Source organism: Thiolinea disciformis DSM 14473, assembly GCF_000371925.1.
Lineage (GTDB): Bacteria > Pseudomonadota > Gammaproteobacteria > Thiotrichales > Thiotrichaceae > Thiolinea > Thiolinea disciformis.
Genome location: NZ_AQVE01000010.1, coordinates 71564 through 97674, shown reverse-complemented (window position 1 = coordinate 97674; position 26111 = coordinate 71564). Strand labels below are relative to the sequence as shown.

Below are 26111 nucleotides of genomic sequence, written 5' to 3'. Positions count from 1 at the left end.
CAGCGTAGCTGTGCTAGACTGTTCGCTATCTGTGGGCTTGATTTAAAAAGATGATAACAATGATTAAATTAACCAAATTGGCTCCGATCATGTTTCTGCTATTAGCACTGGGGAGTCTTAGTGCTTGTAGCTCAAACAAAAGTAAACTAGCACCAGAGCCTAGTGCTAAAGTAAATCCTACACCTACTACAACTACGCCAACTCAAACCAGTTGTGGCAATGAGCCCAGTTATACTTTGGAAGGCAAAACTTACCAAGTATTGCCGAGTACTACAGGCTATCGCGAAGAGGGGCTAGCTTCGTGGTATGGCGCTGAATTTCAAGGAAGTTCAACCGCCGGTTGTGAAGTCTTTGATATGAAGGCATTTAGTGCAGCACACCGCACTCTACCTTTACCGAGTTTTGTGCGTGTGACCCGACTCGATAACAATAAATCCGTGATTGTCCGCGTAAATGACCGTGGGCCTTTCGACAAAGAAGGGCTAATCCAGTTATCATTTGCCGCAGCAAATGCGCTAGGCATGACGGGTAGCAGTCAGGTAGCCAATGTCAGGGTTGAAGCGCTAGATACTAAACAGCCATCGACTAGCGCTTCCAATACAACCGTTGATAAACGTACAGTGGTGAAACCTTCTCCCGCTCAAAAGAAAGCGATTAGTGAGGCAAAAGCGACTGGTAAAAGTTTTTACATTGTGGTCAAGAATTATCAAGACCAGATGGATGCCTTAGATATGTTTGTGCGCTTGACCTCGGTGGGCTTGAGTAAAACGGAAATGGCGAGTGCAAGACAGGATGGTCGCCCAGTACATCAAGTGCGTATTGGTCCTCTGTATACCCAAGATCAAATTGATAATGTGAAAGATGCTTTAGAAAGCAATGGCTTGGCCACCTTTAAAGTGGTTCCAGTTGAAGAATAATCGCGCTAATAGACGAAATCGGTAGTAAGGAATGCTTAAAAAATTAGTTTGGATCGTTTTCTGCCTGAGTTTTACTGCAGGCGTTATTGCCGCTCAAGAAAAAGGCGAAGTCGATGATAATGGTAAGCCTGTTGCGGCTAGTACTGAGGCAACTGTAAAGCCTACTCAAAATGCAGGCACAGTCATGGCATTAGCCGATGGCACACCGATTGTGGATGCATCCAGCTTTTTATTAGTCGATTTTCAAAGCGGTGAAGAGCTTACGGCAATGAATCCGGGGAATCGCATCGAGCCAGCGAGTATTACCAAATTAATGACCGCGTATGTGCTCTATCGCGAATTGGCCAAAGGAACTATCAAGCTTGCGGACGAAGTTTTGATTAGCGAGAAAGCGTGGAAAATGGAAGGGTCACGCATGTTTCTTGAACTAGGTAAGAAAGTGCAACTTGAAAAACTCCTGCGCGGCCTCATTATCCAATCGGGTAATGATGCTGCAGTGGCTTTATCAGAGCATGTTGCGGGTAATGAAGCCTCTTTTGTAGAAAAAATGAATGCCACTGCCACAGAGCTTGGCATGAAAGATACCCATTATGAGAATGTAACGGGCTGGCCGTCCCCGAATCATTACACCACAGCGCGCGATATTGTGAAGTTGACACGAGCGTTGATTATCGATTTTCCTGATCGTTACAAGTTGTATTCTGAAAAAGAATTCACCTATAACAATATTAAGCAACATAATCGTAATCGCTTGTTATGGCGTGATGCGAGTGTGGATGGGGTTAAAACAGGACATACCGAATCAGCCGGTTATTGCTTAGTAGGTTCTGCGAAACGTGACAATATGCGTTTGATCGCATTAATTTTTGGCGCAAAAAGCGAAAATAGCCGGATTGAAGCAGCGCAACAATTATTAGAGTATGGTTTCCGCACGTTTGAAACGCATAAGCTTTATAAAGGTGGCGATGCTTTATCCGAAGTGCGTATTTGGGGTGGTGACCAAAAACAAGTAGCGGCGGGGGTATTGGATGATCTTTATGTTACCACTATTAAAGGCCGCTACGACCAGCTTAAAGGCTCTATCCAAATGGATAAGAATGTAAACGCACCAATTCAACGCGGTGATGTATTAGGTAAAATTATTTTAGCGGATCAAGATAAGCTTCTGAAGGAAACTAAGTTGCAAGCTTTAGAGGATGTGCCAGAAGGTGGTTTTTTACGACGCCTATCTGACAAGGTGCAGCATTGGTTCGCAGATTAGCGCGGATTTAGCAAAAAGCGAGGGATGGCAAATGAGTAATTGGACTAATCCAGAATTAAAATTGGAGTTTCCAGCCCATTTCCCTATTAAGGTGGTGGGTGCTGCGCATGATGAGTTTGAGATTCAGATTATTGCGATTGCCTTGCGCCACGATCCTGAGTTTTTGCCGGAAAATCTAAAGCGTAATCAAAGTAAAAGTGGTAAATACCAAAGTGTTACCCTGCCCATTACAGCGATCAGTCGTGAACAATTAGATGCTATTTATACGGATCTTAAAGCTTGTGAGCATGTAATGTGGGCGCTTTAAGAGTTCGTGTGTTGGAAGGTTTGCAAGCTTATCTGCCCGTTTGGCACAAGATGCAAGCTTTTACAGCCAATCGCACTTCGGAAACCCCCGATGAAATCTGGATTCTTCAACATGAGCCAGTGTTTACTTTGGGGCGTAATGGGCGTATGGAGCATGTATTAGCTTCAGGTGATATACCTGTCATTCCTATTGATCGTGGCGGTCAGGTCACTTATCACGGCTCTGGCCAATTAATTGTCTATCTACTGCTGGATTTGCGCCGCAAAAGTTTAGGTATTCGCCAAGTTGTAGAGGCGATTGAGCAGGCGATCATTGCTTTTCTCGCAGAGCATCAAGTGCTTGCTTTAGGAGATCGCAAGGCGCCCGGCGTCTATGTGGATGGAAAAAAGATTGCAGCTTTAGGCTTACGGGTGAGCAAAAGCTGCACTTATCATGGGTTAAGCTTGAATGTGGCGATGGATACTGAGCCTTTTACACGCATTAACCCTTGCGGCTATGCGGGCTTGCAAGTAACGCAATGCCAAGAGCTCGGCATTAGGTTGAGTGTGATGGAGGTGGCTAGCGAAGTGGCCACACAGTTAGCGCGACAGCTAGACTATGACTTACTTGAATGGATGCCGGATCCGCCTTAAAAGCGGAAACTGGCACTGGTCATCACTTTTGATAGCAGGGGCATTAGGACTTTGCGAATTGGCAGTGGCAATGTAGCAGCACCTGCTTGTTGCGCGACATGGGCATGATGCTGTTCATCTTCACGCATTTGCTCCAGAATAACACGACTTTCTACATCAGTGCTGGGCAAGCGGCGAAGGTGGTCATCAAGATGTTTCTCTACCTGATCTTCCGTTTCTTTGACAAAGCCTAAACTCCAGCGATCTCCAGCTTTGCCCGCTAGAGCGCCAATCGTAAAAGAACCCCAGTACCACAGTGGATTGAGGAAACTTTTGCGGCTATTCAGCTCATTTAAGCGCTTTTCACACCACGCTAAATGGTCATTTTCTTCAGCAGCAGCACGCTCCATTTGTTCACGTACTTCAGGAAGTCGAGCGGTCAGGGCTTGTCCGCGATACAAGCCCTGTGCTGAAATTTCGCCAGCATGATTCACGCGCATTAAACCCGCCGCTAATTTCCGTTCCGCCTCACTCAAAGGCTGAGTATTAGAGTAATCTTTAGCGGGATTGGCACGCTCCGTGGTTGGCGGTTCGGCGTGAACAGTCCGTAGTGATTGATCAATTTCAGCAAGTAAGCGATCTAACGGAGATAAGGCGCGCATCTGGGTTACTTTTTATTAACGAGGTAGTTCAATACATCAATTAGCTTAGAGCCTTCTGACATCATCGCAGGGCCTGTTAAATATTTGCCGCCCACAATTAAACTCGGAACCGATTGGATACCCGATTTATTAGTGACTTCTTTGGCATAATTTAACGAAGTCTGCAATTCCATCGACTTCAATACTGTATCAACTTGAGCAGCCGTAAAGCCTTGAGCCTCAAAGAAACGTTTAATCGCGTCATCGTTATCAATCCGACGACCTTGCTTGTGTAAGGCATCGAAAATCTTAGTATGAATGCCTTTGCTACCATCGCTATCCAACATTTTACCGACATAAAAGAGCTTAGCGTGGAAAGTCCATTTTTCACCTAAGGTAGCAGGCACGCGATTGAAGTAAACATTCGCAGGCTTAGTTTTTAGGTATTCATTGATAGTAGGCTCGAGTTCATAACAATGTGGGCAGCCGTACCAAAAAATTTCGGTGACCTCCACTTGATTAGACGGTGCTTGAGTAGGAATCGAGGCGGATAAGGTAGCGTATTGTTTGCCATTGGTGTAATTCGTCGTAGCCGCAGCAGCCGTTGATGTGGCGGTAGTGGATTCTGCCATGCAACCCGATAGCAGGCCTAAGCTCAGCGTGGTCGCTAACAAAACGTTAACAGCATACTTCATGCGTGTTGTCTCCATCAATTGTCATTATTACGGGGGCTTTTGTTTGAGACCCATGGACTTGTTTAAAGTTCACCATAAGAATGCAAGCCAGACAAAAACATATTGACGCCTAAGAATGCAAATAAAGTGACAAATAAACCAATAATTGCCCACCAAGCCATAGTGGTGCCGCGCCAACCTTTGGTAAAGCGCAAATGCAACCAAGCCGCGTAATTTAACCACACAATTAATGCCCATGTCTCTTTAGGATCCCATGACCAATAACCGCCCCAAGCTTCAGCAGCCCACATCGCACCTAAAATCGTAGCGATGGTGAAGAAAGCAAATCCCAAAGCAATGGCTTTATAAGTGAGATCATCGAGCATGTCTAAAGAGGGTAAGCGTTTGGCAGTCCAGCCGTCGGGTGCACGCTTAACCGCAGCATCTTTAATTAAATAGGCCACGCTCACCATAGCAGCCAAAGCAAATGCGCCATAACCGATGAAATTTGCTGGAACGTGTATTTTCATCCAATAGCTTTTTAAAGCAGGAACTAAGGGTTGGATTTTGTGAGCGTCACGATCAAAGCTATACCAAAGCAAAAAGGCAACTGCCGCACTAATAATTAATAAAACAAAACCACCTAGTGTACGATTGCGATAGCGTTGCTCATAAAACAGATAAAGCAGGCCTGTGATAACACAGAATAAAATAAAGACTTCATATAAATTGCTAACAGGAATATGGCCGAATTCAGGATCCACAAGATACGATTCATACCAGCGAATCATAAGACCAGACAGTCCCATAACTAAGGCAGTCCAAGTTAAGCCTGAGCCAGTTTTTTCCAGAAATTCACTATTGCCAAATAAGCCAGCGAAATAGAATAAAGTGGCTAATACGAATAAAGCACTCATCCACATAATAGCGGATTGGCTGGAGAACATATATTTTAGGCCAAATACTTTTTCGGCATTGGCATAATCACCGTGATAAAGCCAAATGCCTAATAAGCTAATGAGGGTGACTGCGAGGGTATAAGGCTCTATGGAACGCCAATGCCAACCTAAGCCCACTAAGCCTGGTACAGCGAGCACGAGAAACGATTTCTCGTAAACATCCATCGCTGTGTGATAGCGCATGAACACAAAGGCGGCACCTAACACGACTAAGGCAGCCCAAATCCAATCAAAAGTTTTTAGACGTTGCAATAAACTCGGTTTGTCGAGAAATTCTTGCATCGCTTCTTGTGGAACAGACATTATGCACCTCTTGCTGTTAGCGCGCGCTGGAAAGCGCTTTGTAAACCTTGAAAATAGTGATCAAAATCTTTCTGATTACGATTGGTGGTACCCGCTAAAATCACGTCACTTTGACCATCGTCGCGCGGCTTAATCAATATCCATAAACGTCGACGCGCTATATAAAATAATAAGAACACGCCGATAGTAAGCATAATACTCCCTAGATAGACAATGTTTTGTCCAGGTGAGCGCGTCATTTGTAAACCTGAGGCTTGAATATGTTTGAAGTTCGTCATTTGTACATACCAAGGCGAACCATAGAAAGGCAAATTAGCAATGGCTGCTAAGCTATCATCAAAAAATAACCAGTCTTTATCGGTGAGTTCGGTTTTGCCTTGTTCGGCTAAGGTATCCATATAAACAGCTCTTAAAGCTGCTTGTAGTACTTTCATAAAGGCTTTACTGGCTTCTTCTACTTTTTCTTTCGGGAAACGTTGTGCTAAATCCTGTTGAATCCCTTCAAAACCTGAGCTTGCAAACATTTCGGTCAGGCGAATCATTGAATCAATCACTTGCTCCTGCATGGCTGGATTACTCAGCTCACTGTCTTTCATGGAGTCTTGTGTCATGTTCGTGACGGCTTTACGTACCGCAGCATTGTCTTGTAGTTTGCGTAGATAGTTAAAAAATAGATCAACACTACTGTTGCTATCGGCCGGAATATGTAAAAAGCGTTGTGGATCAGCCGGAGAAGTACGCACGCCACTAATAAAATAGGGACGCCCCTCTATCTCAACGGGGGCCATATAATTGGTGTATTCAATCGCCTCGCCCGCTGCATTACGCAAACGAAAGATTAAACTCGGCCCCATATTTTTTTGATGCACTTTACCTTTTTCATCAGTAACTGGATTAATATTGAAAATTCGAAAATCTTTTAATTCCACTTGATAGTTAGCATTAGAAGCTTTCAACGTATAGTTTTGAAAAATATTGCCTTTTACATCTTGGTTAGCGTACTGCACATTAAAGGGGCGCAGGCGCATATCGATCTCAGAGCCACCATCACCAAAACTAGCCTGATAAATTGCAGTGCCCTTATAAATCATGGGATGATTGACCGAAATAGTTGTACTAATCGGTTCTTTGTGATCTGGATCATAAATCACAATGTCACTTTCAAACGATTTCGGCTGGCCAGTAGAATAATGCTCCACACGAAAGTCTTTGACCTCAACTTCAAAGGGTAAACGCTGTACCAAATACCCATCGCGCACATTCAGAAAAATAACATTGGCACGTTTACCTTCCGGCACATCCACTGAACCGCGATAAGCAAAACTTTGCGGCCCTAAACGGCTGATTTGCGGTACTTCAGAGGCTGGAATATTACGGGTTTCCGGTTTCAGCTTGCCCTGCCATTCTGCCAACATCAACGGCAAACGGCTATCTAACAAACCTCCCAAAAGTAATACAATCATGCCCAGATGCGTGAACCAATAGCCCCAACGATTACCTGCGCCACTCATGGCTGCCAAGGTAGTGTGGCTATCGTTATTAGCAATGCGGAAACGAAACTTTTCACTTTTTAAAGCTTGCTGAGCAATGGCTTGAATATCTGGATTAGGCAAATTTGTCGTAAGCACCGCATGATGTTTCATCGCCAACAAGGATTTTTCTTTTGCGGATTCACGATAATGGCGCAACTCGCGCAAAATACCAGGCGTATAGCGAATGACACATACCGTAATGGAGAGAATCAGAAACGCAAGAATAACCAAAAACCAAATAGCTGAATAAACATCATAGAGGCCGAGCATTCGGTAAATTTCGAACCAAAATGAACCAAATTTAACTTCGTAATCAGTATAAGGCTTATTCTGCTGCAAAATAGTGCCGATGACTGAGGCAATCGCTAGTAATACTAATAGTGTGATGGCTAGGTTCATCGAGCCTAGAAAATGGAACAATCTGGAGCTAGTGGAGCGTGCGTTAGTCATCATGAGGTTTGGGTCTTGTGAGCGCGTCATCTGATCATAAAAACAAGGGGTGGACAATGCCACCCCTGTTTATACGCTATACGGCAAATGTACCGCAAATTACTGTTGTAAACCTGAGATATATTCAGCAACTGCATCCATTTCCGCGTCACTCATTTTATTAGCGACATTTTGCATCATTTTGCCAGCATCATTATTGCGAGCCCCTTGACGGAAGGCTTGTAATTGAATCTTAGTGTAAGCAACGTGTTGACCGCTTAGCGCAGGGAAATTAGCAGCTGGATTGCCTAAACCGGTTGGGCTGTGGCAAGAAGCACAGGCAGCAACGCCTGTTGCAGTGTTTCCACCTTTGAAAACAAGGCTACCCAATTGTGCTTTAGTTTGATCAGCTTTGCCGGGCGCCGCTTTTTGGGTTGAAAAATAAGCAGCCAAATCCGCCATATCTTGTGGATTAAGTGGCGCAACCATCGGTGCCATGGAAGCATTAACACGTTTTTGGGCTTTGAAGTCCATTAGTTGTTTAAACAAATATTGCGCATTTTGCCCAGCAAGCTTTGGCCATTCTGGGTTAGTGCTGTTACCATCTGCGCCGTGACAGGCTGCACAGGTTGCTGATTTGGTTTTGCCAGCAGCGGCATCTCCTTTTATTTCCACATCAGCCGCCCAAACAGCAGAGGATCCAAATGTCATGACGGCTAGTGCCATGATCAGTGTCTTTTTCATCTAAAGGTGCTCCCAAAAAACATCTACTAAGAAAGCTGCATATTTGCTTGCCCGAGGGGATGACCGCCCGTTACGCTCCAAAATTGGCTGGATTGTATATCATATCCGTTCATCCGTCCGCAAAAAAACATTAGAGAACGCTACTTTATGAATCATTACTTTCAACAAGCCACCTTTGCTCGCAGTGCTGCTGGAAGCTCTTCGTTACCGCCGGAAAGTGGTATTGAGGTGGCTTTTGCAGGACGCTCTAATTCAGGTAAGTCCAGTACCATCAATAAAGTTTGCTCACAAAAATCATTGGCACGAACCAGTAAAACGCCGGGACGTACTCAATTGATCAATTTCTTCGCGTTACCCGATGCTAACTATTTGGTGGATTTACCGGGATATGGATATGCCAAGGTTCCGCTCAATGTCAAAATGCAATGGCAACAATTTATCGAGGCATATCTTAGCACGCGCTCAAGTTTGAAAGGTTTAATATTAGTCATGGATATTCGTCATCCTTTGACTGAATTTGATTCAATTTTATTGAATTGGGCAGCGTATCGCCAGCTGGCAGTCCATGTGCTTTTAAACAAAACCGATAAAATTAGCCGTGGCGCAGCAGGTAATACTTTACTGCAAGTGCGCAAAGATCTGAAGCAGCACGGGGAGCAAGTGACTGTACAACTGTTTTCTGCTGAAACAGGGCAGGGCTTGGAGGACATATGGGCTGTTTTGGAGCGCTGGCTTGGGCAAGCAGAAAAAGAGTAATTCAGGAAAGATTCATTTGGAGCTGTTTATAGTGGTTCTATAAAAAAAGAACCCCGGCCAAACAGGGGGTCTAAAAGCCGGGGTTTAATAAACAGGCTTGGATTGGGGATGCCAAACCTGTATCCACGATGGTAATGTAACAACGCCGGGCTTTAGCGTTTAAGTATTACACCGCCATAGTTCGTGGAACTTTTCCAGTAAAACTTGAAACTGAATGCAAGCTTTACCACTTGATCCATTTATAACACCTTTTACGCTATTGTCAAATAATACAACAGCAAAAGGGTTTTAAGTTCCTATCTTTTCACGCGCTTATTCAGCTTCCCAAATTGGCGGACGTTCTGGCGTAGTAGTACCAGCCGCACCACGGGCGGCCTGAATGGTAGCAGAGGCTTTAAAGGTTTTGCCAGAGCGCAAGTACACAATATCTAAGCGAGTGCCTGCCCGAATTGAACCAATAATGCTCTTGACATCACTAGCGCCGTTAATTTGCGATTGATTGATGTTAAGCACAATGTCGCCTGCTTCCAAGCCGGCCTTGTCCGCCGGAGAGCCGGGAAATACACGCTCAATAATCGCACCCCGATTGTTCGGGAGATTAGAAGCGGTAGCGGTTTGCGAGTCAACATTGCCGACTTCGATGCCTAAAAGACCGCGCTCAACTTGTCCAAAGCGAATGATTTGATCGATAATGCCCGCTGCCGTATTGACCGGAATGGCAAAACCAATGCCAATATTGCCACCGCTTTGTCCGCCTAGGATAGCCGTGTTAATGCCAATCAACTCACCCCGCAAATTGATTAAAGCACCGCCAGAATTACCCAAATTGATGGAGGCATCGGTTTGAATAAAGTTTTCGTATTCACCAATGCCCGGATTGCGGTGTAAGGCACTGATAATGCCTGAGGTGACGGATTGACCTATGCCATAGGGATTGCCAATCGCTACGACGAAGTCGCCTACTTTCAGGCGATCAGAATCACCAAAACGCACTGCTGTTAGACGATTGGCTGAAATAGCAATTACCGCTAAATCAACTTTGGGGTCAGCACCAATAATGGTGGCTTCAAACTGGCGACCATCGTTTAAGGTGACAATAATGCGTTCTGCACCTTCCAAAACATGGTAGTTGGTTAGAATATGGCCTAGTTGTGCATGAATAATAACGCCCGAGGCTGTTCCATCAATTTTTCGATCGGTTTGGGTTTCTCCAAAAAATCGCCTAAAAAATGGATCATTTATCAGTGAGTCATCGAGTTTTTGACGTCCCTCTGTGGTGATATTGACTACAGCAGGGGTGACTCGCTCTAGCATTGGCGATAAGGACGGCAAAGCCTGTCCCTCCACGTGACTTGGCAAGACACCGGCAGCAACGCAGCCTTGTAGGCTTATCATTAGTGCAACAGTCATAAAACCATGTTTCAATATTTGGAGGGCCATTGTTTAGAGTTATCCCAAAAGATCAATACGATAAGTTGTTATATATCTTTTCGGTGCGAGCAGCACTTACTCTGCGTGTATTTTGTGTATTGAAAATACCACTATGTGGTCTATTGTGCCAAAAAAACAACTAATTATAAATGAGTCGTGATTAAAATTTAATGCTTACGTGGATTCCAACTAAATAATTGTTGCATACGTTGATAAAAATCGCGCTGAATTTCACTATAGGCGGGCGGGGTGTGAATAACCAAGGTGACATACATATCACCCTGCATCTGATCCAGTTGTAAACCTTTGCCCGCTAAACGTAGTTTCGAGCCATTTTGGCTACTGGGTGCAACTTTTAATTTTACAGGCCCTTGTGGGGTCGGAATAGAAATCGTCGCACCTAAGGCTGCTTCCCATGGTGTGATCGGCAAATCACGATAAATATCCGCCCCTTTAAATTGATAGTGCTCATGCGGTAGCACCCGCAGCGTCAGCATCAAGTCTTGGCCTTTGGCTCCATGCCCGGGTAAGCGTAATTTTTTGCCGTCCGTTGCACCTTTCGGTACGCGAATTTGAATAGCCTTACCCGCTGGAGTGGTTACCGATTTAATTGTATCACTGAATGTTTCTTCAATATGCAATTCTACCACCGTTTCTGGTGAGGCAATTTGCGCTTGGCTAGCAGGATTGGGTTTATTTTTACGCGAGAAAATACTGCCTAAAAAACTGCCAAACCCATTGCTTTCAGGAACATGTGCAGCGGTATTTCGATTGATATCTTCAAAAAACGCCACATCTGGGCGGTCGCGTTTGGGCTGCGGATTGGTTTTTGGAGCGGAATAAGTGCTGCTACTGCGTGGAGAACGTGATTCTCTAGGCGGCTCAGGTTTTTTAGCGTCATAGAGCACACGCTTATCAGGTGAGCCTAAGACATCATAAGCCTCATTGACCGCCTTAAAGCGTTCTTCAGCATTTTGTTCTTGGCTTACATCAGGGTGGTATTTACGTGCTAAACGCCGGTAAGCTTGGCGAATAGTCGTAAGATCTGCCGTGCGACTGACGCCTAAAATACTGTAATAATCCTTATATTCCTTGTGATGTAGTGCCATAAATCATCCAATGTTGCGCCCAATTGCTCTTATTATTTTTTGAATCGGTCGTCGTGTAGCGTTGACTAACCGCCTTATTCTATATTTTGAATCTGTTCGCGCATTTGCTCAATTAACACCTTTAAATCGACGGCTGCCTGCGTGGTTTCTGTGTCATTCGATTTAGAGCCTAAAGTATTCGCTTCGCGATTCAATTCTTGCATTAAGAAGTCTAAACGTCTGCCAATCGGCTCATCACGTTCTAAGACGGCTACAATTTCATCCAAATGCGCCAATAAGCGATCCAGCTCTTCATCAATATCCAAGCGTTGTGCTAACAAAACCAATTCTTGTTCTAAACGGTTGCGATCGGGAAGAATATCCAGTTCTTCTAAACGCTGATGAATTTTTTCGCGAATGGACTGTATAATCTCTGGACGACGTTTACGAATGCGTAAAATAATTTCTGCAATCTGCTCACAGCGTTGGTCAATCATCTCGGCAATACGCTTGCCCTCACGCTCGCGGGTTGCAATTAAATCATCCAGCGTTTTTTCGAGCAATGCTCTGGCTTGTCTAGCGAGTGCGTCTAAATCAGTCGGGCTGTCTAGGGTAACACCGGGCCAGCGTAAAATATCCACTGCCCGTAAAGGTTCTGGGCTATTGGTGAGTAATTCAATTTGGCGACAAGCAATAATTAAAGCACGCGCTAGGGGTTCATTGACCACAATCGTACTATTTTCTTTGCTCCCTGCAGTAAAGCGTAAACTGGCTTCTAATTTGCCGCGTTGCAGACGATTTTGGAGAATCGTGCGTAAATGATTTTCCAGCGCGCGAAATTCTTCGGGCAAACGTAGGCTAATATCTAAGTAACGGTGATTGACGCTACGCAATTCCCAACTCAGCTTGCCTTCTGGACTCGCTGACTCTTGGTGCGCAAAAGCTGTCATACTACGAATCATAATCACCGTTCCTAGCTAGTCTTCATCAATCGATGAAGTATCATATTCGATTGCAACTGGGTTGGCGACGTTATGCCATTGTTTTGTTTTAGCAACACTCCAAATTTCTACTGTTTTTACCCCCGCCTTCAGTAATAAGTGGCTGAGTATTTGTGTTGTTGCGCCTGTTGTGACGACGTCGTCGAAAATCGCAATATGGGTGTAAGGCAGTGGATGGTTGAGAATAAAGGCGTCTTTTAAGTTGGTAGTGCGCTGGTTGGCGGCCAAATATTTTTGTTCGCGTGTGTGGCGTTGACGTGATACGGCCTGTTTCAAAATAGGAATATTTAAACTTTTCGCTAAGTGGCGCGTTAATTCAAGGGCTTGATTAAAACCACGCTGGCGTAGGCGATTGATATGTAAAGGAACCGGTAGAATAGCTTGTGGTTTTTGACGGGTTTGTAGTTGATTTAAAAAGTAGGGCGTTATTAATTCGGCTAGTAATTGCAAACGATCTAAACGCTGGGTTTGTTTGCCAGTCAGGATGAGTTGATCTAGGGGCGAGTCATAATAAAAGGCGCTCAGAATATCAAGACGTTGATCGTCAATTCCAACCCAAGGCAAAACCTTATAGCAGCTTTCACAGACCGCGTGTGTAGTTTTAGCGAATGGCATGGCGCAAAGTGGACAAGGATGGGCGAGCCGAAGACCTAAGTAGCTGCGCCAATCATGCGGCATAGTTAAACTTTTGGTAATGTTGATAAATATCGAAGCTTGCTAAAATGCTTGCAATGACTAGGCCGCTGTAATGAGCACTGAGTATGACGGGTGCACCAATAAGCGCAGAACTATTGGCATCCGGTTCGAAGGTGTCCAGTAAGGCTTTACCGATCACTAAAACTACGAGTGAAACACCTATTAGATAATCTTTAGTGAGTATTAGGCGCACACCGCTGAGTAGAAATAAGCCATACAATGCGCCTGATAAACCGACATACCACATGAGATGTGGCTTCATTAGTAATAAAAATAGGCTGATGCCACTGCTAAGAATAAGTAAAGTAATACTCAAACGTTGGGCAGTCCATACGGAGTAACTCAGTGCTAGTAACAGCCATAAACCAGAAAGATTTAGCGCAAGATGCGTATAATTGGTGTGAACCAAGTGACCTGTCCAAATTCGCCACACTTCGCCCGCGATGATCAAATCACGTTGATAACGCAATTCGAGGGGAAAAGCTTGAAAAGCTATGATGAATAAAGAAAGCGCCACTGCCCATAGCACCAAGGACTTAGACATCGTTGACCTAATAAGTTACAAGTTTGGCTTAGTATGCCATGATTGCGCCCCCATTGACCTAGATTGAAGGATAATAGGATTAAGAGATGATGATGCGACACGTAAAACAAGGCTCAGCCGCCGGTTATACCCTGATTGAATTATTGATTGTAATTACGATTATTGGTGTGCTACTGGGTATTGCGGTAGTGAATTTTGCCGGAGCGCCAGATCAAGCGCGCAAAACTGCAGCGGAGCAAGAAATTCGTACTATGGAAACTGCTTTGGATATGTATCGTATGCATAATGCGAAATATCCTAGTACCGAGCAGGGCTTGAAAGCTTTGGTCGAAAAACCGGCAGACGCAAAAAATTGGCCAGAAAATGGCTATTTAAAAGATAAAGCCGTTCCAGCCGACCCATGGGGCAATGCTTATAAATACCTAAATCCAGGTACGCATGGCAATCCGATTGATGTGTTCAGTCTTGGTCCTGATGGTCGCGAAGGCGGTGAAGACGATATTGGCAATTGGAATATTGGTAAGTAATAGCGCTTAATGATGAAACTGTGCGGCTCATTACACCAAGCTCGCCCCAAATCCTCTGGCTATACCTTGCTGGAGTTGTTAATTGTGTTGGTGATTTTAGGTGTTTTGATTTCAGTAGCTAGTTTATCTATCACCAGTGTTGAGAAAAATCCAGCGGAAGAGGCGTTGCAGCGTTTAAAGTTTGACGTGGATTTGGCCTTGAATGAATCGATTGTACGCTCCGAGCCTTTAGCGATGGTTTTTGCTGATGAGGGTTATGGATTTTATGCGCAAGATGAAAAAAGCGATCAATGGGTATTGATTGAAGACGATGGCTTATTAAGCAAACGCGAATTAGCGAAAGGGCTGAAGACCCGCTTGTTAATCGAACAAAATGAAGTGTCTTTGCCAGCAGAGTTAGTCGACGAGCTAGAGAGTGAATGGCCTGAAGAGGCGTCAGTCGTATTGATAGAGCCGAGTGGGGAAATGACCCCCTTTAGCTATCAAATTATGGCTGAGAAAAAGTCGCCTGCCTATGCGAGCTTTAATAGTATGGGGCAGGTGGAGGCCGATTTAGAGGCAGCCGATGCGGAGACTAAGGATGATAAAAGCTAGTCCACGCAAACAAACTGGTTTTAATTTGCTAGAAGTATTACTCGCCTTATTTATTGTCGCCTTGGTCATTGGCATGGCAACGCAAGTCGTAGGGACAAGTATTCGCAATACTACTGCTATGCAGGAAAGCACTTTTGCGCGTTGGGTCGGCTTTAATCAAATTGAATGGTATAAAATTAAAAAGGCTAATTCAGAAGTCCTTCCTGCATTAGAGGAAGGCGAAGAAGAAATGGGCAATATGAAGTGGCATTGGGTGCGCGAAGTGGGTAATTCAAGTGCGGCTGATATTGCTGAAATAAAAGTTAAGGTCTATCGAGAGGGTAAACAGGGCGAAGAAGATCCGGTAGCTATTGTAAAAGGCTATACGGAAGCTTTGAATTAGTCCTCGCTTTTCTATCTCTCTAGTCTGACTAGAAGTATTACAGGTTAGCGGCTATAGTGGCTGCCCATCGGGCTAGCTATGTTATTGGTATTGCCGTTGAGGAAGAGAGAACTGTTGATGAGAAGACAAAGTTTTGCCAGCACGGCCATCGCATTGCTACTTAGCGTTTGGTATTCAACCACTTTAGCGGCGGAAGTAATTTCTGTCGAATCCGCCCCTTCCCAAGCTCAGTCTGTTCTCGGAAGCTCGGTTATTCCTTATCGTGAAGTAACCTTGGCGGCACAAATTCCTGGTGTGGTTAAGTTTTTGGGTGGGGACGTAGGTGCTTCTTTTCAGTCAGGTGCTGTATTGGCACAAGTGGATGAAGCCCAATTAGTGGCTAAGCGCAATGCCGTATTAGCCCAAATTCAAACCGCCCAAGCCGCCTTGCAAAATTCTGAGGCTCAATATCGCCGCGAAATCATCTCACCACGGAGTAAAGATGTAGGAGCGATGCCAGGTATGGGCTTGCCTTCTTTAATGGATAATATGTTTACCCGTCCCATGGCCGATGCCTTGATGAATAATTATGACTCAGACATGGGGCGTTATTCAGATTTGATGGCAAGTGCGACTGGTGTGTCACAAGCGCGTAGTAGCCTGCAACAAGCCTATTCACAACTTCAAGAAATTGATGCGGCCTTGCAGAATGCAAAAAGTGTTGCGCCCTTTGAAGGCATTATTATGGAAAAGCTGGTGGAGGTAGGCGATACCGTCCAGCCCGGCCAGCCTTTAATGCGCTTTGGTTTTGTAAAATATAAGCGTTTACAAGCTGATGTTCCCTCAGGTTTGGTCAGTTACTTGAAAGAGGGTATGGTGGTACCCGCGCGTATTGATGGTGATTTGGATGTGGTTGCTAAAGTAACGCAGATTTATCCAGTAGCGAATCCAGAGCGCCACACCGTGACTGTCAAGTTTGACCTGCCGATTGATATTTCTGCCGCCCCAGGCATGTATGCAGAAGTACGTTTACCTAGCAGTAGTGGTGATACGAATCGAGTGGTAATACCTCGCTCAGCTTTATTAACGGGACGTAGTCTTCCGAGTGTTTTGGTGGTGGAAGACAATACCTCACAATTGCGTTTAGTGCGTTTGGGCACTGAGCTAGGGGATAATAAAGTTGAAGTCGTATCAGGTTTGAAGCCGGGGGCAAGGATTATTAATAATCCACCCGCGAGTGCGGTGTCGGGTTGGATGCCAACGGCTACTAATTAATTCCTTGTTTTGATCTTGCCTCCGGTAGATAGCGTATGAATGATTCCCCACAGCCTGTTACCGGCAAAGCCCATGCTTTGGGTTTAGCTGGCAAAATTGCACAAGCTTTTATCAACTCACCTTTATCCTTGCTGCTGTTGCTATCCTTTTTGGCCATCGGCATTTTGGGTTTGATGGTCACGCCCCGCCAAGAAGATCCTCAAATATCAGTCCCCATGGTCGATGTATTTGTGCGTTATCCCGGGGCATCGGCACAAGAAGTGGAAGCGATTATTGCGCGCCCTTTAGAAGCCATCCTGTTTGAAATGACCGGTGTTGAACATGTTTACTCTGCTTCTGCACGGGGCGAAGCCATGGTCACCGTACAGTTCAAGGTAGGTGAGCAACTAGAACCCTCACTAGTCAAGCTATACGACAAGCTGAGTTCAAATCGTGATGCGATTCCAATAGGCGCTAGTGAACCTTTGGTAAAACCTAAGGGGGTGGATGATGTGCCCGCGGTCACACTCACCTTGTGGTCGAATCAAGTCGACGACGCTTCCTTGCGCTTAGTAGGCATGGAGGTTTTGCAAGCTTTGCGCAGTGTGCCGAATACTAGCCAAAGTTTCATCGTCGATGGACGCAGAGAAGAATTACAAGTCGATATTATGCCTGAGCGCTTGGCTAATTTTGGCGTATCGCTAGATCAAGTCGCCAACACGATTCGCATGGCGAATTCAGAGCGTGCCGCAGGCGCAGTCGAGCCTGATAATCATGTTTATAAGGTGTATACCGGTTCTTTTCTGACATCAGCCGAAGATATTAATCGTTTGATGGTCACTGTGGTCGATGGGCGACCTGTTTATGTGCGCGATGTTGCGGATGTAAAAGAAGGGCCCAGTGAAGCAAAGAGTATGGTCGGTTATTATACCGGTCCTGCGTATCAAGCTAGCAATAATAAACCTATCGAAGTCGCAGCCAATGCTGCCGCTGTCACCTTAGCGATTGCGAAAAAGCATGGCACAAATGGGGTTGATGTTGCTGAGGCTATTTTAAATAAAGTCGAAACCCTAAAAGGGCGCATTATTCCCGATAATATTCATGTGGAAGTCACACGAAATTATGGCGCTACGGCTAAGGCTAAAGTCGATGAGCTATTGAAAAAATTATTCATCGCGACTGGCATTGTGACGGTATTGGTGTGGCTGGCCTTAGGTTGGCGTGCGGCCATGGTGGTGTTAATCGTTATTCCGGTGGTTATTACCACGACGGTTTTTTCGGCGTGGATTTTGAATATGACGATTGACCGTGTGAGTTTGTTTGCACTGATTTTCTCAATCGGTATTTTAGTCGACGATGCTATTGTCGTGGTGGAAAATATTTATCGACGCTGGCTATTGGCTGCTGAACAATCGTTGGCTACGGCGGTGGATGCTGTGCGCGAGGTCGGAAATCCAACGATTTTAGCGACTTTTACGGTCATTGCGGCTTTACTGCCGATGGGCTTTGTGAGTGGTATGATGGGCCCTTATATGATGCCGATTCCGGTATTAGGCTCAGTGGCTATGATTATCTCATTATTTGCCGCTTTTGCTTTCACACCTTGGTTAACAAACCAATTAAAGCCCAGCCTAAGTAAATTGAATCAAGATGCGGAAAAAGAGCACCGTCAAGCCCAGCGCTTAGATCGCTTCTTTCGCCAATTAATTATTCCGCTCGTGAATAATCGCGCTTTAGGTTATGGCGTTTTATTGGTGATTATTTTGGGCTTTTTTGCCTTGATGACCTTATTTTATCCTTTCAAAGCAGTTCCGGTGAAGATGCTGCCTTTGGATAATAAGCCAGAATTTAATGTAGTCGTGAATATGCCCGAAGGCACAGCCTTACCTGTGACCGCCAATTTGATTCAGGACTTATCCGTTGAGTTAAATAAAATTCCTGAAGTAGTGGCTTTACAAACCTATTCCGGCACTGCATCGCCTTATAATTTTAACGGTTTGGTGCGCCATTATTATTTGCGTCAGCAAGCATGGCAGGGCGATATTCAAGTTCAGTTATTGGATAAAAAACAACGTAAGCGCACTAGCCATGAATTAGCTGTGTTAGCACGTGAAGTCTTAACGCCGATTGCAGCAAAGCAGGGCGCTAAAATTCAGGTAGTCGAAATGCCGCCGGGGCCTCCAGTGCTGCAAACAGTGGTAGCAGAAATTTACAATCCTGACGCAGCAACACGCCGAAAAGTGGCTGAAGATATGACCGAATTTTTCGGCAAAGTCGATAATCTAACCGATGTCGATAATATGCTGGAAGCAGACCACAATATTTTGCGTTTTATCGTGGACGCTGATAAAGCGCAGCGCAAAGGTATTTCTGTCGAGGATGTAAATCGCACCTTAGAAATGGCGATGGGTGGTTATGTGCTAGGCGATATTAAGAAAAACGCCCTTATCGACCCGACCAAAATTGTATTACAAGTGCCTTTAAGTGCGCGTTCGCAAATTATGCGCTTGATTCAATTACCGGTCACAAATCAACAAGGGAAATCTGTTCCCTTGTCTGAGTTAGGGCGTTTTGAATCAGATCAACCACAAGATAAACCGATTTATCATAAAGATTTGGCGGCGGTTGAGTTTGTTACTGCGGAAGGTACAGGTCGTTTGGCAGCGCCGGTTTACGGTCAATCTGCCGTTGAAGGCTTATTGCAGACGGCTAATGAAGGTAAAGGCTATGTGACCCCAGATGGTACTACCTTAACACAGGGGCATTGGTTTAAAGCACCCGATTTAACCAAATTCCAAACAGCCTTTGTCTGGAGTGGTGAGTGGACAGTGACCTTCGAAACTTTCCGTGATATGGGTATTGCGTTTATGGCAGCACTCGTTTTGATCTATATGCTGATCGTGGCGCAGTTCGGGAACTTTATTTTACCTGCGATTATTATGGCGCCGATTCCTTTGACCTTGATGGGGATTTTACCTGGTCACTGGATTATGGGGGCGGAATTTACCGCTACTTCCATGATTGGATTTATTGCCTTGGCAGGCATTATTGTGCGCAACTCCATTTTATTAGTGGACTTTGCGCGTGAAGCAGTGGCTGAGGGTACCCCCGTCATGGAGGCCGTCATTCGCTCCTGTGAAGCACGGACACGCCCCATCATGATTACTGCTTTGGCCTTGTTGGGTGGTTCGATGGTTATTTTATCCGATCCCATTTTCCAAGGCATGGCCGTTTCCTTAATTTTCGGTGGGGCCGTAGCTACCTTATTGACCTTAATTATTATTCCTTTGGGTTGCATTAGTGCCGGTAATTCCTTAGTACCACCGCCAAATGATCCACACCAGCCTTTAAATTCAGATGGTTTACCTGCCCAAACAGTGCTCGGCGAGCAGTCTCATGCTAGTGGCTCTACTCGTGACTCAAGCTTGATGCAAAAGCTGATTTTGGTAGGGCAGTACTTCGTCATGTACTGTATTGCCTTAGTGAGCAGTTTTGTTATCGGCTTACGCGATACTTTTAAAGCCTTATTAAAGTGGATAAAAAAAAGACAATCTGCTAAAAAAGCGCAGCAATCAAGACGCAAGGCTCAGACTGTGGCAAACTCCGCGAGTAGGTCTGCTGAGTTACCCAAAACTATAATTGTTGATGAGCCGACTCATACATCTGTTGAACCATTATCGGTACTTGAGCCAGTAGCCAAAACGGCAGAAGCTGAGTTGAATGCAACTGAGCAAAAACCGGAGGCATTAGAGCCAGAGCCGATGACAGCAGTCAAGCCCAAGGCTAAGCGGGTCAAGTTAACAGTTGATCCGGTCGAAGCACACGCAACAGATACTGAGTTAAACCATACGGAAACCTCGCAGGCGATAGAACCGAACGCTGATGTTCCAAAGCCCACTAAACGGCGCGGCATCAAGCTTAAGAAGGATATTTAGTTTAAGGAGTGGAATTTATGAAATTTTTTAATAAAAAAACCTTGGCATTAGCTGTTGCCGCCGCTCTATTTTCATTAGGCGTGCAAGCCGGTGATTTGCCTCCACCACCACCAGGACCTTTTTCAGATTTTGTAACCGCCCCTTTGCCGCTACCCACTCCAGCTACTGGGAATGGGACAGCTACGAATGTAGCTCCGGTTGCACCGATGACGGGTATGGCTGCACAAGCGCCCACTGCACCGGTCGCCCCCGCCGCCGTTCCAGTTGCACCGATGACGGGAATGGCCGCACAAGCGTCCACTGCGCTGGTAGCCCCAGCCGCCGTTCGAGTTGCGCCTGAAGTGCCTCAAGTAGGAATGGCCGCACAGGCGCCCACAGCGCCGGTTGCCCCCGCCGTTGTTCCAGTTGCACCTGAAGCGCCTCAAGCAGGAATGGCCGCACAAGTGCCCACTGCACCAGTTGCACCAACGGCAGCCTTAGAGCCACCCGCTCCAGCACCGGTAACACAGCCTAGTTTGACAGCACCACAAGCTCCGACCGCTCCTGTACCACCGGCTGCTGCTATTCAAGCTGTCGTTCCGCAAGCTGCTGCGCCTGTTGAAAATGTACAAATTCCAGCGACCAGTTTGGAGATGGTTCCACAATTCAATGAGGAACCTATTGCGCCAAGTGCACCCACGGCACCACAAGCCGCGACAGCACCTCAACAACCTGCTGCACCGACCCATGCGGGGTCAGTACCACCAGCATCATTAGAAATGGTTCCACAGTTAGCGGATATACCGCCTCAGCCTGTCGTACCAGCTGCGCCGCAAGCACCTATTGCACCCAACAACCCGCCTAATGCAGCATTGGAAATGGTTCCGCAATTAAATGAAGGTGTGCCTATGACTGTACCATCCGCTCCACCCGTGCAAACGGAGCAGACGATGGCAATGCTAGAAGGTCAGCAGTGGGCAAACCCACCACAAATGGCTATGCCTCATCATTATGCGATGCCGCCTATGCCAACGCCTTATGGCCAAATGCCACCCATGGGAATGCCTCAGCCACAGTACATGATGCCGCCTATGCCTTATCCGCAGCAGCCTATGGTGCAATATTGGTATGTGGTTCCAATGAATCCAAATGGGCAAGCACAAGTAGCACCTGGCGGCTTTCCGGTGATGATTATGCCACCCGCTGGTTTCCGTGGTATGGGAATGCATCAACGCCATCAGGGTAAAGGCCATCGTGGTTGTCCTATGCATGATGCATGCCCAGAACGTAAAGAGCGCGAGCGTGGCGATAAAATGCGCAGTTGCAAGCACTAAAGGACAAGGCGTCATGATCACAGTCGTTGGTAATTTAAAAGGGGGTACTGGAAAAAGTACGGTCGCTTTTAATCTGGCTCTGTGGTCAGCAACGCGTCGCAATGTCCATGTGGTGGTTTACGACTTAGATCCGCAAGCCACGACATCGGATGCGTTTGAAATTCGGGCGGAGGAAGGCTATTTGCCAGCCATTAAACCGCGCCACCTATTGGATGGTTTGGACGACATTCCAGACAATACGGATGCAATTATTGATGTTGGGGTCTCGAATCAGGCCATGGTAGAAGCTGCTTTAGCGGTAGCGGATCGTATTATTATCCCTGTCACGCCGAGCCAAGCTGATGTTTGGGCGACACAACGCTTCTTGAAAACAATAGAAAAAGTGCGCCAAGGTAAAAAAGTTGCTATTTTTGGTTTGTTGAACCGCGCGGATACGCATACGGCTGTGCGTGAAAGCAATGAGACCTTGGAAGCTTTACGTTTACTTAGTCTAACTGGGGTATTAAATACCCGTTTATACTTGCGTACCACCTATCGACGCTCATTTAGTGAAGGGCTGGCTGTATTTGAAATGGAACCTCGCTCAAAAGCCGCTGCTGAAGTAGACGCTTTGGGGCGAGAGTTGTATAACCTCAGTTAATGATTTACTACCAAAATTTTAGAGGAGATGTTCATGGATAAACAAGATTGGAAAGATAAAGGTATGTGGTTGCTACGTCGGCCTGATGCCTTAGTAGCATTACTGGCATTATTAACCATCTTTTTATTGGCGACCGCTCCTGACTGGGGACATAAGAACGATCAGGCTGCTGAAGCGAAAGGTGGCAAAGGTGAGATGCACGCTGATGCAAAAGGCAAAGCGGGTCATGAAACTAAGGGCGGTGAAGCAAAAGCACATGGCGCAGATAAAGCGCAAGCTGCGGCTACTCAAGAAATGGCAGCTACTTCAGCCGCAGTTTCAGGTGAGGTAACAGCAACGGCTGGGGCGGTTGCGGCAGGGGGTGGCGCCGTAGCACAAGGTGCTTTGGATAAAGTACAGGGGGCGGTTAATCAGGCAGTCGATGCGGGTGCAACGGCTGGGCAAACTATCGTAACCTATACCACTAATGATCCATCCGGTGTTACTAATGCTACTGCTACCGCAGATGGCGCTTCGGTTTCGTATACAGCTCAAGCGGGTGCGCCAGCTGCACAAACAGGTATGTCTGGCATGTCGGGTATGAGCGGAATGCAGGGCATGAGTGGTGGTATGGCCGGCATGTCGGGTATGAGTGGAATGCAGGGCATGAGTGGTGGTATGGCCGGCATGTCGGGTATGAGCGGAATGCAGGGCATGAGTGGCGGTATGGCTGGCATGTCAGGTATGAGTGGAATGCAAGGCATGAGTGGCGGTATGGCTGGCATGTCGGGGATGAGCGGAATGCAGGGCATGAGTGGCGGTATGGCTGGCATGTCGGGGATGAGCGGAATGCAGGGCATGAGTGGCGGTATGGCTGGCATGTCGGGTATGAGTGGAATGCAAGGTATGGCTGGTGCTGAGCAGTTAGCTCAAAGTGGCATGTCGGGTATGGGCGGCATGGCCGGAATGTCAGGCATGAGTGGAATGGCCGGTATGGCGGGTGTACAAACGGCGGTGCAATCGAGCCCTGAAGATTTGTTGCGCGCAGCACGTGAGGCTTATTGGAGCCAAGAGTTTGATCGTTCGATTGAGTTTTATCAAGCTTTACTCAAGCAAGATGACCAGGCTGCCTATCAAGGTGAATTAGCCAATGTATTCTGGAAACAGGGCAATGGCATGGCAGCTGTTGATATTTACGTCAAGATTGCACCTTGGTTAGCCGAAAAACACCCTGAATCTTTACGTGGCATTCAGAATTTTGCAGCAACAATTGATGCTAATAAAGCGGCTGAAATTGGCAAGTATCTAAAATAATAGCTAAGCCCAAATAACTATACGCTATCGAGTACTCTCAATAGCGTTCTGCTCGATTACCACTAAACTCGTGATACAACCGGTTTCGCTGAGAGACGAAACGGGTTGTTTTTTTGATCCAAAAGCTCAATAACTAGCGGGCTTATCGTTTTGGAGTTAGTGGAGAATGTCAGAAACTACTCAACCACAGTCGGTTTTAGAGCCGGAACAAGAGCTAAAACTTATTGATAAACAATCAGAAAATTTAACGCAAGCTCAACAAGTACAAGTTACACGCACCTTACAAATGTTGGTTTATCCATCCTTAGTGGCCTTTGTCATTTTGGCGGCTTATGGTTTTTACTTGGTACAATCACTCACCACAGATGTACATCGCTTAACCTTGACGATTAGCTCCATGAATCAAAGTATGCAAGGTAATATGAATAATATTGCAGCAAGCATGACCAATTTGTCAGGGCAAATCGACAAGATGGTAGCCTCGACTCATCAGATGAGTGCAAATATTCAGGGGATGAGTCAAAATATTGCCAGCATGTCGAATGATATGAGCCAAATGAATAGCTCAACACAAAATATGGCCGTATCGACTTATAATATGCAGCGTGATATGTGGAGTATGAATCGCAATATTTCTAAGCCAATGAAAATGTTTAGTAGCTTTATGCCGTTTGGTTCTAGTGATAACCATGCACCGTATGTGATTCCACCGCCTGCCTATTATGCTAATCCTTATTATATGCCATCATATGCGCCGTCTACGGCATTGGGCGCAGCTAACCCAACGGTGACACCACCAGAGTCGACCGCAAAAACGAATTAAGAATCGCAAAGGAAGATAACAAAGGATGAGTATTACACCTGCCAAGCGAATGGATCAGCGCTTAAAACGTCTCCAAGAACACTTGAAACGCGAAAATCCAGCCCTTGTTGATGTGGTTGATAAGTATCGTCAACTCGATAGTGTGGCCATTAAATTAGGCTTATTACAGCAGGGTGAGTCGTATTCAACCCGTATTTCATGGTGGCCGCTCATTTCTATTTTGGGAACATTTTCAGCAGGTAAATCGAGCTTTATCAATACCTATTTGGGTGTGGACTTACAGCGCACCGGTAATCAAGCGGTAGATGATCGTTTTACTGTGATTACCTATAGCCCCGATGGACAGCAGCAAACCTTGCCCGGTTTGGCCTTGGATGGAGATCCACGCTTTCCGTTCTATCAAATTAGTGAGGAAATCGAGAACGTCGCACCAGGCGAAGGCTCGAAAATCGATAATTATTTGCAAATGAAAGTCGTGCCTAGTGAGCAGGTGCGTGGCAAGATTTTGATTGACTCGCCCGGATTTGATGCAGATGCGCAGCGTCGCGCGATTTTGCGCATTACGGATCATATTATTGATATATCTGATTTGGTCTTAGTATTTTTTGATGCGCGTCATCCTGAACCGGGCGCGATGCAAGATACTTTGGAGCATTTAGTACGTGGTGCCCAACGCCGCAATGACTCCTCGAAATTTTTATTTATTTTGAATCAAATCGATACCTCAGCACGGGAAGACAATTTAGAAGACATCGTTGCTTCATGGCAGAAAGCGCTGATTCAATACGGTTTGTCCGCAGGCAGTTTCTTTGTATTGTTTAACGATAAAGTGGCTGTGCCAGTACAGGATGAAAAAGTATGGGCACGTTATGTGGCAAAACGTAATGCCGATTATGAGCGTATTTTAACCCGTATGGATTCGGTCAATACCGATCGTGTGTATCGAATCATTGGCACAATGGAATCTATTACTAACCAAATCGAACAACAAGCGATGCCTAACTTGCAAAATCTCTTAGCACGTTGGCGGCGTAATACCTTAATTTGGGATGCCATCGCCTTTGGAACTTTAGGTGTCTTGGCCTTAATTCTAAGTGTGTCGTTGGGTTTTTGGCAGGGCGGCAGTTTTACTCCTCCATGGACGGATTTGTGGGGTAGTCCACTGTTAGCTGCTGCGGTGATTGGTATTCCGCTTATTTTAGCGCTTCTCTTGCACTTTTTTATTCGTAACAAAGTCGCTAAGCGTTTAAGCAAACCTCTGAGTGAGAACGAAGTTTACGGTAGTTTACTCAGTGCTTTCCGCAAAAGTACGGGCACTTGGCGCAGTATTATTCAAACTACTCCTTCCGGTTGGTCAAGTCGTACACGTCGTCATTTAGATGCGATTCGTGATGCGGCTGATCACTTAATTCAACGCATGAATGATCGCTTTACCAATCCTTCGGCTGGTCAAGCAAGCCCTAAAAAGTAGTGTGAG

Annotated in this window: 25 protein-coding genes; 15 read left to right on the top strand and 10 right to left on the bottom strand. The window is 45.9% G+C overall.

Annotated features, from left to right (window positions below):
* The first annotated feature begins 59 nt into the window (after nucleotides 1–59).
* The 4 genes from A3IE_RS0109870 to lipB are packed head-to-tail and all read left to right on the top strand — an operon-like array spanning nucleotide 60 to nucleotide 3117.
* Nucleotides 60–917, top strand: a complete 858-nt coding sequence (locus A3IE_RS0109870) for a septal ring lytic transglycosylase RlpA family protein (protein ID WP_020395454.1) — start codon at nucleotides 60–62, stop codon at nucleotides 915–917.
* Nucleotides 918–948: 31 nt separating this feature from the next.
* Entirely contained in the window at nucleotides 949–2178 is a 1230-nt protein-coding gene (locus A3IE_RS0109865) for a D-alanyl-D-alanine carboxypeptidase family protein (protein ID WP_020395453.1), read from the top strand.
* A 31-nt stretch (nucleotides 2179–2209) separates the two neighbouring features.
* Nucleotides 2210–2485 (top strand): YbeD family protein, encoded by a 276-nt coding sequence (locus tag A3IE_RS0109860; RefSeq protein ID WP_020395452.1) that lies wholly within the window; start codon nucleotides 2210–2212, stop codon nucleotides 2483–2485.
* On the top strand, nucleotides 2473–3117 hold the full coding sequence (gene lipB, locus A3IE_RS0109855; protein WP_026154866.1) for a lipoyl(octanoyl) transferase LipB: 645 nt from the start codon (nucleotides 2473–2475) through the stop codon (nucleotides 3115–3117). The genes A3IE_RS0109860 and lipB overlap by 13 nt, the downstream gene beginning before the upstream one ends.
* Here the strand turns inward: lipB and coq7 are convergent.
* The 5 genes from coq7 to A3IE_RS0109830 form a co-directional block, all read right to left on the bottom strand.
* The gene (coq7, locus tag A3IE_RS0109850) at nucleotides 3114–3758 is read right to left on the bottom strand and encodes a 2-polyprenyl-3-methyl-6-methoxy-1,4-benzoquinone monooxygenase (RefSeq protein WP_020395450.1); all 645 of its coding nucleotides are present in this window, start codon (nucleotides 3756–3758) and stop codon (nucleotides 3114–3116) included. The two genes, lipB and coq7, sit on opposite strands and share 4 nt — an antisense overlap.
* 5 nt (nucleotides 3759–3763) lie before the next feature.
* Nucleotides 3764–4432 (bottom strand): thiol:disulfide interchange protein DsbA/DsbL, encoded by a 669-nt coding sequence (locus A3IE_RS0109845; RefSeq protein WP_020395449.1) that lies wholly within the window; start codon nucleotides 4430–4432, stop codon nucleotides 3764–3766.
* 62 nt (nucleotides 4433–4494) lie between these two features.
* A complete protein-coding gene (ccsB, locus tag A3IE_RS0109840) occupies nucleotides 4495–5673 on the bottom strand; it encodes a c-type cytochrome biogenesis protein CcsB (protein ID WP_020395448.1) in 1179 nt (392 codons plus the stop codon).
* A complete protein-coding gene (locus A3IE_RS0109835; protein WP_245539188.1) occupies nucleotides 5673–7658 on the bottom strand; it encodes a cytochrome c biogenesis protein ResB in 1986 nt (661 codons plus the stop codon). Before A3IE_RS0109835 ends, ccsB begins: the two co-directional genes overlap by 1 nt.
* Before the next feature lie 96 nt (nucleotides 7659–7754).
* Nucleotides 7755–8378, bottom strand: a complete 624-nt coding sequence (locus A3IE_RS0109830) for a c-type cytochrome (protein WP_020395446.1) — start codon at nucleotides 8376–8378, stop codon at nucleotides 7755–7757.
* A 147-nt stretch (nucleotides 8379–8525) separates the two neighbouring features.
* On the opposite strand from A3IE_RS0109830, the gene yihA reads away from it, so the two are divergent.
* On the top strand, nucleotides 8526–9134 hold the full coding sequence (gene yihA, locus A3IE_RS0109825) for a ribosome biogenesis GTP-binding protein YihA/YsxC (protein ID WP_020395445.1): 609 nt from the start codon (nucleotides 8526–8528) through the stop codon (nucleotides 9132–9134).
* Nucleotides 9135–9446: 312 nt separating this feature from the next.
* On the opposite strand, the gene A3IE_RS0109820 is transcribed toward yihA, so the two are convergent.
* The 5 genes from A3IE_RS0109820 to rrtA all read right to left on the bottom strand — a co-directional run bounded on the left by A3IE_RS0109820 (nucleotide 9447) and on the right by rrtA (nucleotide 13894).
* Complete coding sequence (locus A3IE_RS0109820; RefSeq protein WP_169333056.1) at nucleotides 9447–10544, bottom strand: trypsin-like peptidase domain-containing protein; 1098 nt, start codon at nucleotides 10542–10544, stop codon at nucleotides 9447–9449.
* Between the two features lie 188 nt (nucleotides 10545–10732).
* Nucleotides 10733–11674, bottom strand: a complete 942-nt coding sequence (locus tag A3IE_RS23275) for a DnaJ C-terminal domain-containing protein (protein WP_020395443.1) — start codon at nucleotides 11672–11674, stop codon at nucleotides 10733–10735.
* Nucleotides 11675–11748: 74 nt separating this feature from the next.
* Complete coding sequence (locus A3IE_RS0109810; RefSeq protein ID WP_020395442.1) at nucleotides 11749–12615, bottom strand: YicC/YloC family endoribonuclease; 867 nt, start codon at nucleotides 12613–12615, stop codon at nucleotides 11749–11751.
* A gap of 15 nt (nucleotides 12616–12630) precedes the next feature.
* Nucleotides 12631–13269, bottom strand: coding sequence for a ComF family protein (locus A3IE_RS20365; protein ID WP_157832860.1), 639 nt, complete (start codon nucleotides 13267–13269; stop codon nucleotides 12631–12633).
* 52 nt (nucleotides 13270–13321) lie between these two features.
* The gene (gene rrtA / locus A3IE_RS20360; protein ID WP_020395440.1) at nucleotides 13322–13894 is read right to left on the bottom strand and encodes a rhombosortase; all 573 of its coding nucleotides are present in this window, start codon (nucleotides 13892–13894) and stop codon (nucleotides 13322–13324) included.
* Nucleotides 13895–13980: 86 nt separating this feature from the next.
* Between rrtA and gspG the strand changes: the two genes are divergently transcribed.
* The 10 genes from gspG to A3IE_RS0109750 all read left to right on the top strand — a co-directional run bounded on the left by gspG (nucleotide 13981) and on the right by A3IE_RS0109750 (nucleotide 26105).
* A complete protein-coding gene (gspG, locus tag A3IE_RS0109795; protein ID WP_020395439.1) occupies nucleotides 13981–14421 on the top strand; it encodes a type II secretion system major pseudopilin GspG in 441 nt (146 codons plus the stop codon).
* 9 nt (nucleotides 14422–14430) lie between these two features.
* The gene (gene gspH / locus A3IE_RS22025) at nucleotides 14431–15015 is read left to right on the top strand and encodes a type II secretion system minor pseudopilin GspH (RefSeq protein ID WP_083900612.1); all 585 of its coding nucleotides are present in this window, start codon (nucleotides 14431–14433) and stop codon (nucleotides 15013–15015) included.
* Nucleotides 15002–15397: a type II secretion system minor pseudopilin GspI gene (gene gspI, locus A3IE_RS0109785; RefSeq protein ID WP_020395437.1), complete on the top strand. Its 396-nt coding sequence runs from the start codon at nucleotides 15002–15004 to the stop codon at nucleotides 15395–15397. The genes gspH and gspI overlap by 14 nt, the downstream gene beginning before the upstream one ends.
* A gap of 117 nt (nucleotides 15398–15514) precedes the next feature.
* Nucleotides 15515–16651 carry an efflux RND transporter periplasmic adaptor subunit gene (locus tag A3IE_RS0109780; protein WP_020395436.1) on the top strand — a complete coding sequence of 379 codons (1137 nt, stop codon included), beginning with the start codon at nucleotides 15515–15517 and terminating at the stop codon, nucleotides 16649–16651.
* Nucleotides 16652–16686: 35 nt separating this feature from the next.
* Nucleotides 16687–20565 (top strand): efflux RND transporter permease subunit, encoded by a 3879-nt coding sequence (locus A3IE_RS0109775; protein ID WP_020395435.1) that lies wholly within the window; start codon nucleotides 16687–16689, stop codon nucleotides 20563–20565.
* A 17-nt stretch (nucleotides 20566–20582) separates the two neighbouring features.
* Nucleotides 20583–21878 carry a hypothetical protein gene (locus tag A3IE_RS22020; protein WP_020395434.1) on the top strand — a complete coding sequence of 432 codons (1296 nt, stop codon included), beginning with the start codon at nucleotides 20583–20585 and terminating at the stop codon, nucleotides 21876–21878.
* 13 nt (nucleotides 21879–21891) lie between these two features.
* Nucleotides 21892–22518 (top strand): ParA family protein, encoded by a 627-nt coding sequence (locus A3IE_RS0109765; protein WP_020395433.1) that lies wholly within the window; start codon nucleotides 21892–21894, stop codon nucleotides 22516–22518.
* Nucleotides 22519–22551: 33 nt separating this feature from the next.
* Complete coding sequence (locus A3IE_RS23080) at nucleotides 22552–23811, top strand: tetratricopeptide repeat protein (protein ID WP_020395432.1); 1260 nt, start codon at nucleotides 22552–22554, stop codon at nucleotides 23809–23811.
* Nucleotides 23812–23977: 166 nt separating this feature from the next.
* Nucleotides 23978–24634, top strand: a complete 657-nt coding sequence (locus tag A3IE_RS20340; protein WP_020395431.1) for a methyl-accepting chemotaxis protein — start codon at nucleotides 23978–23980, stop codon at nucleotides 24632–24634.
* 25 nt (nucleotides 24635–24659) lie between these two features.
* Nucleotides 24660–26105, top strand: coding sequence for a dynamin family protein (locus tag A3IE_RS0109750; protein ID WP_020395430.1), 1446 nt, complete (start codon nucleotides 24660–24662; stop codon nucleotides 26103–26105).
* Nucleotides 26106–26111 lie beyond the last annotated feature (6 nt).